Raw genomic sequence first — 13,663 nt, forward strand, 5'->3', positions numbered from 1 at the left:
TCGGGGGTGTGCGGGGCGAGGGTCCTTCACCGGTCCTCCCCCACGCGGAGGGCCGCCAGCCGGCGGCTGCGGCGGGTGGCCACCGCGTCGGCCGTCGCCGCCGCCGCGACGAGGGCGAGCAGGCCCAGGGTCAGCGCGGCGGTGAGGACGTGGTCGGCGTGGCGGGGTGGGGCGGCCGGGCCGCCGGTGAGGGGCTGGAGGTCCAGGGCCGGGCCCAGCGCCGCGGGCAGGGCGAGGCCCAGCGCCAAGCCGCCGGCCGCGGCGGCGAGGGCGAGCGGGAGGAGCTGCAGGGCGCCGAGGGCGGCGGCCCCGCGGGGGTCGAGGCCGAGGAGGCGCAGGTACGCCGTGGTGCGGGCGCGCTCCGGTGCGGAGAGCAGCAGCTCCACGAGCAGCGTGAGCAGCGCCAGCACGGCGGCCAGCGCCGCGCACGCGGCGTGCGCGCCCCGGATCGCGCCGAGCACGCCGTCGTCGCGGTCGGCCGCCCGCTCCTCCGCGGCGATCAGCAGCCGCCCGTACGGGCTGCCGTGCCCGGTGCCCGGCGCGGCGGCACGCAGGGCGGCGGGGGACGCCGAGCCGTAGTAAAGAACCGCGGCCGTGCCGCGGGGGGTGTCCGCGGCGCGCTCCCGGTCCGCGGCGGCCAGAGCGGCGGTGTCGGCGAGCAGCAGCGGCCGGTCCCCGCCGGGCGCCGCGCCGCCGTCGCCGTACAGCGGCCCGAAGGCCGCGTCCCGCGCCGCGCCCCCGTCCAGCCGCCCCGCGACGCGCACCCGCACCCCGGGCCACTCCGTCTCGTACGTCTCTCCGGTACGGACCCGCGCCCGCTCCCCGCCGGCGAGCACCGGCAGCACCAGCCGCCCCGCGGCGTCCCGCCGCGGCGCCCCCAGCCCCGCGACCGCCGCCGCGGCGGCCGAACCGGGGTCGGCCCGGCGCAGCGCGGCGCCGTCGACGGCGAGCACCTCGGCGCCGCGCTGCCCGAGGCCCGTGCCGGTGCCGGTCAGGTCGGTGCGGACGAGCCGGACCCGCACCGCCCGGGCCACGCCGGGTGCGCGGCGCAGCGCCTCGTCGGCGGCGGGTGTGCTCGCGTCGGTGAGCACCGCGTCGGCGCCGCCGGTCCGCCAGGCGAGCGCGTCGCGGCGGCCCTCCTCGACGGTGCCGGTGACGAGACCGCCGAAGACCGCGGCGCCCAGGGTGGCGACGAGCACGAGCAGCGAGAGCACGGCGCCGGGCGCGTCGCGGGCGGCGCGGGAGAGCGCCAGCAGGCCGAGCGGGCCGCGGCGGCGGGCCGCGAGCCGGGCCAGCAGGTGCAGCGGCGGCGGGTAGGCCCGTATCAGCAGGATCACGACCGCCAGACCGCACAGCACCGGCACCGCCGCGACGAGCGGGTCGGACGCGCCGGCGCCGGTCGTGCCCCGTACCCGCAGCGCGACGACCCCGGCGGCGGCGAGCAGCAGCACGGCGGCCTCCGCGGTCACCCGCCGGCCCGCCCCCGCCGGGTGACCGCCCCGGCCGCCCCGGCGGGGCGGGCGGTCGCGGACCGCCGCCCAGGTCAGCACGGGCAGCACCAGCCACGCCGCGGCGGCGACCGCGACCGCCGGCCACACCGACGGCGCCGCGCCCGCGGGCAGCACCGGCCGCGCCCCGAGGTGTCCCGCCGCCAGGCCCGCGCCCGCCACCGGCGCGTACTGCGCGGCGCGGGACAGCGCGACGCCCGCCGCCGACGCGCCGCGGGCGCGCAGCAGCCGGTGCTCGTCGAGCCGACGCCGCACCGCGAGCCGGGCGGTGACGAGGGCCGCGGCCAGACCGACGCCGACGACGGAGGCGAGGGCGAAGGAGACGACCGTGGCGGCCCGGTCCCACGCGGCGTCGGCGTCGCGGACGAGCGGCTGGAGGTGGTCGGTGCGGGTCGGGTTCTGGGCGGGGTGGGAGCCGTAGACGCAGGCGAAGCTGGTGTTGTCGCAGAAGTTGTCGGCGGAGGCGGTGTCGTACGCGGCGAGAGCGCGGATCAGCCTGTCGCGGCCGTCGGCACCACCGAAGCGGGCGGCGGCCTCCGCGCGCTCCTCGTCCGCGCGGCTCACCTCCAGCCGGAGCCGCCACTCGACAGTGAGCTGCGGCAGCCCGCGGTCCAGGAGGGCGTCGAGTGCTCCGGGGGCGATCAGCGCCCGGGCCTCGGCCGGCCCCCGGCCGGCGGGGAGCGGGACGGCGAGCAGCGGGTGGCTGCGCCAGAGGGGGGCGCCGGGGTCGGGGCGCAGGAAGCCGGTGACGACGACGGGGGTGTCCAGCCGGGACGCGTGCGGGGTCAGGTGCAGCCGCGCGCCGAGGGTGAGGCCCAGCGCGTCCCGGGTGCGGGTGGAGACGGCGATCTCCACGGGGCCGTCCTCGCCGGTGTCGCGGGGCGGCCGGCCGGCGGCGTAGCCGGCGGGGCCGGGGGCCTCGCTGGTGTGGAGCAGGGACAGGGCGGTGTCCCCACGGGGCGCGTCGAGGGAGGCGGCGGGGACGAGGACCTGGTGCGCCGGCCGGTCGAGGAGGCCGGCGAGCGCGGCGGGCACGGCGCCGGTCACGTCCTGCCCGGCCCCGGTCAGGTCCTCGGCGACGCTGGTCGCCCCCTCGTCCATCAGCCTGGTGACCGGCTGCCCGAAGGACACGGTGCGGGTGAGCAGGGGCCGTTCGCCCTGCGCGGCGTCGATCCGGTCGACGAGCGTACGGCCGGCGGCGCGGTCGAGGAGCGGGGGCGCGGCGGTGACGGCGGCGGCGAGGAGGGCGACGAGCACGCCGAGGCAGACGAAGGCGGGCAGGTCGGCGCCCCCCTCGCGCCAGGCGCGGGGGGCGCGAGCCCGCAGGGGCAGGCGAACGGTTCGGGGCCGGCGGGCGCCGGAGGGCCGGTCGCCGCGGTCCGGGTCCGGCACCGGCTCCGTACGGCCCGCGCGTCCCGCGCCCGCCGCCCGGCCCGCCCGCTCCGTCCGCGCCGCGCCCGCCGGCTCCCGGCCTCCCCGGCGCCACCACCGCGCGCGCCCCTGCGCCCGTCCCGTCACTCGTCCCCCGCCCTCAGCACCCGCGCCAGGTCCATGCGCGCCAGCGCCCGCGCCGTCGCCGTGACCGCCAGGCAGATCAGCGCCGTCACCGCCGCGGCCACCGCCGCCACCCGCAGCCACGGCACCGCCACCGTCAGCTCCGGGTGCACCGCCGCGCCGGTCTCGGTGACCGTCACCGCCGGCACCACCGCCGCCGCGAGCGCCACCCCCGTCGCCGTGCCCACCGCCGCCGCGAACGCCGCGAGGCAGAGCTGCTCCGTCCACAGCAGCGCCGTCAACTGCCGTGCCCGTACGCCCAGCGCCCGCAGCAGCGCGAACTCCCGCGCGCGCGCCCGTACCGCCAGCACGCTGTGCAGCGCGAAGCCGACGACGGCGAACGCCGGCGCCAGCACCAGGCACAGCCGCAGCGCCCCGTCCGTGCCCTCGCGCAGCGGCGACGCCGCCAGCTCCGCCCGCTCCCCGGGCACGTCGCGTGCCGTGCCCAGCTCCGGCCGCCGCTCGACGGCCCTGCGCGCCGCGCCGGCGTCGCCGCCGCGGGCGGCCAGCCACCAGTGCGACTCCACCGGCGGGTCGAGCCCGGCCCGTACGAGATACGCCGCCAGCACCCGGGTGTCCACCAGCAGCCGCCCCCGCCCCGGGTCGGTGCCGGGGACCGCGTCGATGCTCCCGACGACCCGCGCGCGCAGCTCCGTGCCGCCGGGCAGCCCGGCCCGCAGGGACTCGCCCACCTCCGCCTGGCCCCCGGCGAGCAGCGCGTCGGTGGCGAGCACGGGCACGGGCCGCGGCTTACCCTGCCCGGTGAGGCCGAGCTGGAGCTGCCAGCTCAGCAACTCGGCGGGCAGCGAGGTGTCCGGGCCGCGCAGCACGCCGTCGAAGAGCGCGCCGGGAGTGGTGCGCGCCTCGCAGAGGACGAACCCGGTGGCCCGGCGCGGGGGCATGCCGCGCGTCGGCGCCGGCGTGCGGCCGGGGCAGCCGGCGAGACCGCGGTCGGGCCGTTCGCCGCCGATGAGGTCCTGCCAGCCGGCGCGGTGCCCGTTCGGCACGCCCGCGAAGTCGTCGATCGTCAGCCGGTACGTGCGCTGCCGCTTCTCCTGATCCGTACGCAACTGGAGTCCGGTGAGCCGCAGCGGGTGCTGGTACGCGCCGAGCGGGATGCTCATGCGGTGCGCCCGGCCGTCGGCGGGCGGCAGCGTGCCGGAGACGGTGTGCGCGAGGCCGTCGGCGTCCTCCAGGGTGGCGGTGAGCGTGAACGGCTCCGCGGTGCCGGGGCCGTCCGCGTCGAGCCGTACGCGCATGCCGAGGGCGTCGGGGCGGCCGGACAGCGACAGCCCGTGGGCCGGCACCGGGCGGGTGCCGCCGAGCGCGGCGAGCGCGTCGTGGGGCAGGCCGGCCCCGTCCCGTACGGCGGGCACGGGGCCCGCGGTGCCGCCCGTACGGAGCGTGGGCAGCACCTCGGCGGAGTCCAGCGCCGTCATCCCCGCGAACGAGGTGCCGACGGTGACGTCCCAGTCGACCACCGGCGTGGCCGCGGCGATGCCGGGCAGCTCGCGGTAGCGCGCGTGCCGCTCCGCGCGCGGCACGAACCCCGCGCCCTCCTGCCCGGCCTCGACGCCGAGGTCGGCGCCGACCGCGAACGCCGCCTGGTCGCGGTCGCCGCGGTCGAGCACCGCCAGGGCGGTGGCGCCGAGCGCGGCGATGGCCAGCGCGAGGGCGACGAGCAGCGCGGGACCGGCGTGCCCGGCCGCCCGGCGGCCCAGGTGCCAGCCGCCCAGCGGCAGGACGAGGCCGGCGGAGCGGCGCCCGAGCCGGTCGGCGGCGCGGGCGGCCAGCGGCAGCAGGCGGAGCGCGAGCAGCACGGTCGCGGCGGTGAGGGCGACGGGCGCGAGCACGACGACGGGGTCGACGGTGCCGGAGTCGGCGACCGGGGTGCGGTACGTGACGAGTTGCAGCCAGCCCACCGCGGCGACGCCGGCCAGCGCGAGGTCCCTACCCGCCCGCTGGTACGCCGCCAGCCGCGGCACCCGCCGCCGCAGCCGGGCCACCGCGCGCCGGTCCCGGGCGGCGCGGGCGACGGGCGTCAGCGCCGCGGCGGCGTGCACGGCCAGCGCCAGCGCGGCGACCGTCCACCCCGCGCCGGTCGCGGCGGTCCGCGGCACCGGGCCGTCGAGCAGCCCGGCCGCCGCCAGCCCGCGCAGCAGCGGGCCGGCCAGATACGGCCCCGCCAGCGCCGCGGGCAGCGCCACCGCCGCCCACTGCGCCGTCGCCCCGCCGACGAGCCGCAGCGGCCCGGCGCCACGGCTGCCCAGCAGCGCCTGCTCGGCGGCGCGGTGCCGGGCGAGCTGCCGCGCGGTCAGCACGAGTGCCGCCAGGGCGAGCGAGGCGAGCAGCGCCACCGGCAGGTACGTGCCGGCCCGCGCGACGGCGACGGGCACGTCCAACTGGCGCAGCGCGTACGGCAGGTCGGTGTCGGCCTCGACGTCGGCGAGCACCCCTTGCCGGGCGGCGGCGCGGCCGAAGACGACCCGCTCGGCGTCGCCGGCGGCCAGCGCGACGGCGCGCTCGCGCAACGGGTCGACCTGCCCGAGCCGCAGCCGCCGCGCGTCGGGCACGGCGAGCCACCCGGCGGTGGCGTCGCGGCGGAGTGCGGGCTGCTCGGCGAACGTGCGGCGGGCGACGAGCCCGACGCTGTCGGGGGTGCCGAAGGTGCCGGTGAGGTCCTGCCAGAGGGGTGCGTCGGGGTCGCGCGGGACGTAGAGCCCGGAGACCCGCACGGCGAGCGGCTGCGCGGCGGCCTCGTCCGCGGCCCCGCCGCCCTCCGCGGCGGCGTCCTCGTCGCCGCCCAGGGCGAAGCCGTCGCCCGTCGTCAGGCCCAGCCGCGCCGCGTACCCCTCGTCGAGGGCGACCTCCACCGGCCCTCCGGCCGCGGTGTCCCCGGCCCGGGGCCACTCCCCCTCCGTCAGCCGCGCCTGCCGGTCGGCGTCCTGCGCCCACAGCAGTGACAGACCCACCGCGCCCCGCCCGCCGACGCCGCTCGCGGCCACCGGCAACTGCTGCTCCCGCGCCGCGGGCGCCCGCACCAGCCGCGTCGTCCGGTGCGCCACCTCACCGTACGTACGCGCCAGCGCGCCCCGCACAGGGCTGTCCGCGCGCGCCACGCCGTCCGGGTCGTACGCCCCGCTGATCCGCACCGCCGCGTCCGGATCCGCCGCGAGCCGCTCCCGGGCCCCGGTCTCCGCGGCCTGCTCGGCGACGGCGACGAGGGCGGCGAGGACGGTGACGGCCAGCAAGAGGGCGAGCGCGGCGGCGGCCAGCACGAGGCCGTGGTGCGCGCTCTGCCGCAGCAGCGGCGGAAGCCGGCGCCCCGGCCGCGCGACGGTCGCGGTCAACGGTCCCCCCTGTCCCGGATGCCGGGAGGATAAGCGAGCCGCGACGGGCCGGGCAGCCCCGTAACCTGCCTTCACCGCTTCGTTACGCGCCGCTCCCGATGCGGTGACCGGTGCGCATGCCGACGGCTACGGCGACGTGCGCGAGGACCGCATCAGCCACCGATCGGGCGGGCGGCGGTTTCGCGCGTTACCGGATGCCCTTGCGGCGCAGGGTCTGCGCCAGCTCGTCCGCGTGGCGCCGGATCGCCTCGGCGATCCGGCCGAGTTCACCGTCGGTGGCGTGGTCCACCGGCACCGAGCAACTGATGGCGTCCGTGGCCGGGATGCGGTAGGTCACCGGGACCGCGACGCAGCACAACCCCGGCGTGTTCTGCTCACGTTCCAGCGCCCAGCCGCGCGCCTGGCTCTCCTGCAGCTCCCCGTGCAGCGCGGAGCGGCTGCCCACGGTGTTCTCCGTCAGGGACGTGAGCCTCTCCTCCGGGAGGATCTGGTCGACCTCCGCCGGGGTCCGCTCGGCCAGCAGCGCCTTGCCCAGCGCGGTCGCGTACGCGGGTAGCTGCCGGCCGACGCGGGAGGTCAGCCGCTTGGAGTCGGTGGCCTCGCGGGTGGCCAGGTAGATGACGTTCGGCGGGTCGAGGCGGGCGTAGTGCGCGGTGTAGCCGGTGTCGTCGCGCAGGCGCTCGATCTGCTGGGTCGCGAACGGCAGGGCGGGATCACGGTCCAGATAAGCCGTGCCGGCGAGCAGCGCACGCGGCCCGATGCCGTAGGCCTGTTCGCCGTCCGTGGTCTCGATCCACTTCAGCGCCGTCAGCGTGCGCAGGAGGGCGTAGAGGCTGGAGCGCGGATAGCCGGTGAGCTCCTGCAGCTCCGCCAGGGTGAGCCCGCGGGAGGACTCCGCGAGCGTCCCCATGATCCGCACCGTCCGCTCGGCCGACTTGACCAGTCCGCGGCCGGACGCCTCCTGCTCGCCCGCCCCCGGGGCGGATTCATCTTCCACCGCTCGTCCCTTCGAAAGTCCCAGCTCATCATACGAGATCGTGGCCTGATCCTGGCCGGGGGACAAACATGTAACCACCATCCATGTACGCGCTGCCGATCCCGCGATTCTCATACAGATTTCTTGTCTGCATCCATGGACGTATGACAGTATCGCGTCATGCCCACCGCCACCCCTGCCGCCTCTGCCGCCTCTTCACAAGGCCACCGGATCAACGCGGTGCAGATCACTCCCGTGGCCTTCCGCGACCCGCCTCTCCTCAACACCGTCGGAGTGCACGAGCCGTTCGCGCTGCGGGCAGTCGTCGAAGTCGTCACCGACAGCGGTGTGCACGGCCTCGGCGAGTCCTACGGCGACCTCGCCCATCTGCGGCGGCTGGAGCGCGCGGGCGCACAGCTCGTCGGTCTCGACGTCTTCGACCTGCACGGCCTCCACCGGACCGTGCACACCTCGCTGGTGTCCGACACCGGCGAGGGCGGCCACGGCATGGGCGGCATGGTGACGACGTCGGCCACCGCGGACCGGGTGCTCTCGCCCTTCGAGGTGGCCGCGCTCGACATCCAGGGCAGGATCACCGGCCGGCCGGTGAGCGACCTGCTCGGCGGCGCCGTCCGCGACCGGGTGGCCTACAGCGCGTACCTCTTCTACAAGTGGGCCGGGCACCCGGGCCAGGACGAGGACGGCTGGGGCGCCGCGCTCGACCCCGGGGGCCTGGTGCGCCAGGCCCGCCGGATCGTGGACGAGTACGGCTTCACCGCGATCAAGCTGAAGGGCGGCGTGTTCCCCCCGGAGGAGGAGATCGAGGCGATCAAGGAGCTACGCGCCGCCTTCCCGGAGCACCCGCTGCGGCTGGACCCGAACGCCGCCTGGACGGTGCCCACGTCGGTCAGGGCCGGCCGGGCGCTGGAGGGGATCCTGGAGTACCTGGAGGACCCCGTCGCGGGCATCGACGGCATGGCCCGGGTGGCGCGTGAGGTCCTCATGCCGCTGGCCACCAACATGTGCGTGGTCGCCTTCGACCACCTCGCGCCGGCGGTACGCCGGGACGCCGTCCAGGTCGTGCTCTCCGACCACCACTTCTGGGGCGGCCTGCGCCGCTCCCAACTGCTCGCCGGCGTCTGCGAGACGTTCGGCATGGGGCTGTCGATGCACTCCAACTCGCACCTGGGAATCAGCCTCGCGGCGATGACCCACCTGGCGGCGGCGACCCCGAACCTCGACTACGCCTGCGACACCCACTGGCCGTGGAAGGACCCCGCCGAGGATGTGGTCGTGCCGGGCACGCTGCGGTTCCGGGACGGCGCCGTCGAGGTCCCCACCGGCCCCGGCCTCGGCGTCGAACTCGACCGTGACGCACTCGCCCGGCTGCACCGGCAGTACCTCGACTGCGGCCTGCGCACCCGCGACGACACCGGCTACATGCGCCGCTTCCGGCCCGGCTTCGATCCGGCGGGACCGCGCTGGTGACCGGGATGACCGAGGTGACCGGGGTGACCGAGCGGCTGGAAGTCCTGGTCACCGAGCCGGTGATGGCCCAGTTCTCGGACGCGCTCACCCGCGGCGGAGCGAGCCCGCACCGGTGGACGTTCGCCTTCGACGGCGCCGGCAGCCATGAGCTGCGCTCCGCGGCGGCCACGGCGGACGTGCTGGTCTGCTCGGCCGCGCCCCGCGACCTCCTCGCGGCCATGCCGCGGCTGCGGCTGCTCCACGTCACGGGCGCCGGCTACGACAAGATCCCCCTCGACGCCCTCGGGCCGCGCGTCACGCTCGCCAACACCTACCACCACGGCCGTTCCATCGCCGAGCACGTCGCGATGGTGTCGATGATGCTGCGGCGCCGGGTGCTGCGCTCCGAACGGGACATGCGCGCCGGTGTCTGGCGCAACGCCGTGGTCGACGGCGGCTACCCCTTCGGCGGGGTCCTGAGCGGGCGGACGATGGGCATCCTCGGGTTCGGCGAGATCGGCACCGAGGTGGCCCGTACGGCCCGCGCACTGGGCATGCGGGTGCGCACGGTCCGGCGCAACCCCTCCGCTCCCCTCCCGCCGGGCGTGGACGTCGAGTGGGCCGGCGGTCCGGACCGGCTGCACGAGTTGCTCGGCAGCAGCGACGTGGTCGTGGTGACCGTGCCGCTCAGCGCGGAGACCCGCGGCCTCGTGGACGCGCGGGCGCTGGCCGCGATGAAACCGGCCGGCATTCTCGTGAACGTCGCGCGGGGTCCCGTGGTGGACGAGCAGGCGCTCCACGACGCGCTGGCGGACGGGACCATCGCGGGCGCCGCCATCGACGTGTGGTGGCGCAACCCCCGCGACCCCGGTGCCCCGCCCCCCTCGCACCTCGACTTCACCGGGTTCGACAACGTGGTGCTCACCCCGCACCAGTCCGGCCACACGGAGGAGACCTTCGGCAGCCGGGCACGGGAGATCGGCGACAACATCGACGCCCTCGCCGGCGGACGGCCGCTGCGCAACGTGGTGCGCCGCTGAGACCGCCCGTACGAGCCGTCTCAGCCGAGCTGCTGGACGATCAGCAGCACCGCGCCCAGGGCGGAGGCACCGACCGCGGTCCAGCGCAGCCGCCGGGCGTCGAGGAACCGGTTGGCGTACCGCGACAGCGCGAAGCCCAGCAGCATCGCGGGCACCAGCGCGGCGGCCGTCACCAGTGTGTGCAGCCCGATGCTCCCGGTCAGTGCGAGCGCGGCCACCGACATCGCGGAGCCGACGAGGAAGAACCCGCTCATCGTGCCGCGCAGCCCGGCACCCTCCTTGCCCTGCCACACCAGCGCCATCGGCGGCCCGCCGATCGCCGTCGCGGTGCCCATCAGGCCGGACGCGCCGCCGGCCAGGACGAGGTTGGGCCGGTTCGGCGCCGGGGCCCAGCCGAAGCTGTTCAACGCGATGCCGCACAGCACGACTCCGGCCAGCAGCAGCGCCAGCCCGCGCTCGGGCAGGACGGCGACGAGCAGCGCGCCCACCGCCGTCCCCGGCATCCGGCCCGCCAACGCCCAGCCGGTGCCGCGCAGATCGACGTGCTCGCGCTCGGTCACCGTCACCACCAGCGTGAGCATGGTGGCGAGAATGATCGGCATCCCGGGCAGCAGGCTTGCGTCGACCAGGGCCACCACCGGCGCGGCGAGCATGCCCATGCCGAAGCCGATGGACCCCTGGAGGCAGGACGCCAGCAGGACCGCGGCCGCCACGACGGCGAAGGCGGTCGGCGTCATCGGCCCGTCGGCACGCGGCCTGCCCCTTCCTGCAGCGGGTGGAAGCACTCCGCGGTGTGCGCCGGGTCGTCCGGGTCCTCGGCCGTACGGGGTGCGTCGGCCGCGCACGCCTCGGTCGCCCGCCAGCACCGGGTACGGAAGCGGCAGCCCGAGGGCGGGTCGAGCGGGGAGGGTATCTCGCCGCGGAGGATGATCTGTTCGCGCCGGTCACCGTGGTCGAGCGAGGGGGCGGCGGAGGTGAGCGCGGCGCTGTAGGGATGCAGGGCGCGGCCGAACACCGACGCGGTCTCCCCCTGCTCCACGATCCGGCCCAGGTACATCACCAGCACCCGGTCGGCGACGTGCTGCACCACCGACAGGTCGTGGGAGATGAAGACGTAGCTGACGCCGAGCTGCCGCTGGAGGTCGCCCAGCAGGTTCAGCACCTGCGCCTGCACGGACAGATCGAGTGCGGAGACGGGCTCGTCGCACACGATCACGTCGGGCCCGAGCGCGAGCGCGCGGGCGATCCCGATGCGCTGCCGCTGGCCGCCGGAGAACTCCTGGGGGTAGCGGTGTTCGTCGCTCGCCCGCAGACCCACCAGGTCCAGCAGCTCGCGCACCCGGGCGGCGCGCTCCCCCCGGCCGGGATACAGGTCCCTGTGGCTGCGCCAGGGCTCGCTGATCAGGTCGCCCGCCGTCATCCGGGCGTTGAGCGAGCCGAACGGGTCCTGGAAGACCATCTGCACCCGGCGCCGCCACTGCAGCAGCTCGCGGCCCTTGAGCGTGAACGGGTCCACGCCGTCGAAGCGGACGCTGCCGCCGTCGGGCCGCTCCAGCATCAGCAGCGTCCTGGCCAGGGTGGACTTGCCGCACCCCGACTCCCCGACGAGACCGAGGGTCTCACCGCGCCGCAGATCGAAGGTGATCCCGTCCAGTGCACGCAGCTTCTTCGCCGCGCCGCCGCTGCGGACCCCGAACACCTTGTTCAGCTCGCGCACCTGGAGCAGGGGCGCGCCGGCACCAGCGGTCATCACTTCACCTCGGCAGAGAAATGGCAGGCGGCCAGGCGCCCGGGGGCGACCTCGCCGAGCTGCGGGCGTGCTGTTCTGCAGACGTCCTGAACGAGCGGGCAACGCTCCTGGTAGACGCAGCCCGCGGGGATCGAGTGCAGGTCCGGCGGAGTGCCGGCGATGGACCGCAGCTCCTCGCCGCGGGCGGCGTGCGCCGGCACCGAGTCCAGCAGCCCCCTGGTGTACGGGTGCCGCGGCGCGGCGAAGACCTCCCGTACGGGACCGGACTCGACCACGTTGCCCGCGTACATGATCACGACCTGGTCGGCCTGCTCGGCGACCACGGCCAGATCGTGCGTGATCAGCACCACGGTCATGTCCCGCTCGGTGCGCAGCTCCCGCAGCAGCTCCATGATCTGCGCCTGCACGGTGACGTCGAGTGCCGTGGTCGGCTCGTCGGCCAGGAGCACGGTCGGCGACAGCGCGACCGCGATGGCGATGAGCAGCCGCTGCCGCATGCCGCCGGAGAACTGGTGGGGGTAGGAGTCGACGCGGGACTCCGGTTCCGGGATGCCGACCCGGGCCATCAGCTCGACGGCCGCCTTCCGCGCCTCCTTCCGCGACATCCCGCGGTGGATGCGGAACGGCTCGGCGAGCTGCGTCCCGACGGTGTAGACGGGGTTCAGCGCGGTGAGCGCGTCCTGGAAGACGATCGCCAGCTCGGGCCCCGCCATCGCCCTGCGGGTCTTCGCGTCGGCCGTGACCAGGTCCTTTCCGGCCAGCCGCACCTGCCCGCCCGCCACCTCCGCGACCGGGTCCAGCAGGCCGGCGATGGCCTGCGCCGTCATCGACTTCCCGCAACCGGACTCGCCGAGCAGCGCGAGGGTCTCACCGCGCCGGGCGGAGAACGTGACCGCGTCGACGGCGCGTACGGTGCCGTGCGGCGTGCTGATGTCGACGCTGAGCCCGTCGACTTCGAGGGCGGCGGGGCGGGCGGCCCCGCCGGGGGCGTCCTGCGCGGTGCCGGTCACGGCTGTGCCTCCTCGGCGGCGGGGGCTGCGGGGGCGGGGGTCTTGCGGCGTGTCCGGCGCGGCAGCGTCAGCCGCCACCGCTGGCCCGGGTCGGTGGCCAGCCGCACCCAGGCGGCGAGCACGGTCGCCGACACGGTGGTGACCACGATGGCCAGGCCCGGGAAGAACGAAAGCCACCACGCGGTCTGCAGATAGGTACGGCCCTGGGCGACCATCAGGCCCCAGCTCACGTCGGGCGGCTGGATGCCGATGCCCAGGAAGCTCAGCGACGACTCGGCCAGCATCACGTAGCAGAAGTCCAGCGTCGCCACGGTGAGCAGGGTCGGCAGCACGATCGGGAAGACGTGCCGCCTGATGATCGCGCCGCTGCGGGTGCCGAACGTCCGGGCCGCGTCGACGAACAGGCGGCTCTGCAGCTCGGCGGACTCCGCCCGGGCCGTACGCAGATAGATCGGGATGCGGGTGACGGCCAGCACCAGCACGAGGTTCGCCACACTGGGGGCGAAGACGTACAGCACGACGACGGCCATCAGCAGCGAGGGGAAGCTGAGGATGACGTCCGCCACCCGCATCGCGACGGTCTCCCGCCAGCCGCGGTGGTATCCGGCCCACATGCCGATCAGCGAGCCGATGGCCATCGACAGCAGCACGGCGGGTACGGCCACGCTGAACGTGGTCTGCGCGGCCACGATGAGTCGGGCCAGCACGCTGCGGCCCAGCGGGTCGGTGCCCAGGACGTCGAGCCAGCCGCTGTCCAGGCTGAACGGCGCCTGGTTGACGTTCTCGAGGTCCTGGTCGTTCGCCGCGGACTCGACCAGGAGCGGCCCGAACGCCGCGGTCAGCGTGATCAGGACCAGCACCGCGGCCGCCGCCGTCGCCACCCGGTCGCGGAGCAGCAGGCGCCACAGGCTGACCCGGCTGCCGCGGGCGGCGGGGGCGGGCTCCGCTCCCGGCGGGGCCGGGGTGGCGCCCGCGGCGCTGTCGGACAAGGTACTCACGGCGTCCTCC

9 protein-coding genes are annotated in these 13,663 nt (G+C 76.8%); 2 read left to right on the forward strand and 7 right to left on the reverse strand.

The genetic code is table 11. From position 1 onward, the window contains the following. Nucleotides 1-26 precede the first annotated feature (26 nt). From O7599_RS08640 to O7599_RS08650, 3 genes are all read right to left on the reverse strand, one after another. Nucleotides 27-3,026: a hypothetical protein gene (locus O7599_RS08640; protein ID WP_281621536.1), complete on the reverse strand. Its 3,000-nt coding sequence runs from the start codon at nt 3,024-3,026 to the stop codon at nt 27-29. After that, the gene (locus tag O7599_RS08645) at nt 3,023-6,412 is read right to left on the reverse strand and encodes an FtsX-like permease family protein (RefSeq protein ID WP_281621537.1); all 3,390 of its coding nucleotides are present in this window, start codon (nt 6,410-6,412) and stop codon (nt 3,023-3,025) included. Before O7599_RS08645 ends, O7599_RS08640 begins: the two co-directional genes overlap by 4 nt. Before the next feature lie 187 nt (nt 6,413-6,599). Continuing rightward, on the reverse strand, nt 6,600-7,409 hold the full coding sequence (locus O7599_RS08650) for an IclR family transcriptional regulator (protein ID WP_281621538.1): 810 nt from the start codon (nt 7,407-7,409) through the stop codon (nt 6,600-6,602). 159 nt (nt 7,410-7,568) lie between these two features. Here O7599_RS08650 and O7599_RS08655 point away from each other — a divergent pair, with 159 nt between their 5' ends. After that, the gene (locus O7599_RS08655; protein ID WP_281621539.1) at nt 7,569-8,876 is read left to right on the forward strand and encodes a glucarate dehydratase family protein; all 1,308 of its coding nucleotides are present in this window, start codon (nt 7,569-7,571) and stop codon (nt 8,874-8,876) included. Between the two features lie 5 nt (nt 8,877-8,881). Continuing rightward, the gene (locus O7599_RS08660; protein ID WP_281621540.1) at nt 8,882-9,895 is read left to right on the forward strand and encodes a 2-hydroxyacid dehydrogenase; all 1,014 of its coding nucleotides are present in this window, start codon (nt 8,882-8,884) and stop codon (nt 9,893-9,895) included. 20 nt (nt 9,896-9,915) lie between these two features. On the opposite strand, the gene O7599_RS08665 is transcribed toward O7599_RS08660, so the two are convergent. The 4 genes from O7599_RS08665 to O7599_RS08680 are packed head-to-tail and all read right to left on the reverse strand — an operon-like array spanning nt 9,916 to nt 13,653. Beyond that, nucleotides 9,916-10,632 (reverse strand): sulfite exporter TauE/SafE family protein, encoded by a 717-nt coding sequence (locus O7599_RS08665; RefSeq protein WP_281621541.1) that lies wholly within the window; start codon nt 10,630-10,632, stop codon nt 9,916-9,918. Beyond that, the gene (locus tag O7599_RS08670; RefSeq protein ID WP_281621542.1) at nt 10,629-11,645 is read right to left on the reverse strand and encodes an oligopeptide/dipeptide ABC transporter ATP-binding protein; all 1,017 of its coding nucleotides are present in this window, start codon (nt 11,643-11,645) and stop codon (nt 10,629-10,631) included. The genes O7599_RS08665 and O7599_RS08670 overlap by 4 nt, the downstream gene beginning before the upstream one ends. Further along, nucleotides 11,645-12,655: an ABC transporter ATP-binding protein gene (locus O7599_RS08675; protein ID WP_281621543.1), complete on the reverse strand. Its 1,011-nt coding sequence runs from the start codon at nt 12,653-12,655 to the stop codon at nt 11,645-11,647. The genes O7599_RS08670 and O7599_RS08675 overlap by 1 nt, the downstream gene beginning before the upstream one ends. After that, nucleotides 12,652-13,653, reverse strand: a complete 1,002-nt coding sequence (locus O7599_RS08680; RefSeq protein WP_281621544.1) for an ABC transporter permease — start codon at nt 13,651-13,653, stop codon at nt 12,652-12,654. Before O7599_RS08680 ends, O7599_RS08675 begins: the two co-directional genes overlap by 4 nt. Nucleotides 13,654-13,663: the final 10 nt, after the last annotated feature.

It is taken from the genome of Streptomyces sp. WMMC500, assembly GCF_027497195.1.
GTDB lineage: Bacteria > Actinomycetota > Actinomycetes > Streptomycetales > Streptomycetaceae > Streptomyces.

Excerpts from the sequence above, each read along its gene's own strand:
- O7599_RS08655 (WP_281621539.1), top strand. The coding sequence starts at position 7,569 with ATGCCCACCGCCACCCCTGCCGCCTCTGCCGCCTCTTCACAAGGCCAC.
- O7599_RS08660 (WP_281621540.1), top strand. The coding sequence starts at position 8,882 with ATGACCGAGGTGACCGGGGTGACCGAGCGGCTGGAAGTCCTGGTCACC.
- O7599_RS08665 (WP_281621541.1), bottom strand. The coding sequence starts at position 10,632 with ATGACGCCGACCGCCTTCGCCGTCGTGGCGGCCGCGGTCCTGCTGGCG.
- O7599_RS08670 (WP_281621542.1), bottom strand. The coding sequence starts at position 11,645 with ATGACCGCTGGTGCCGGCGCGCCCCTGCTCCAGGTGCGCGAGCTGAAC.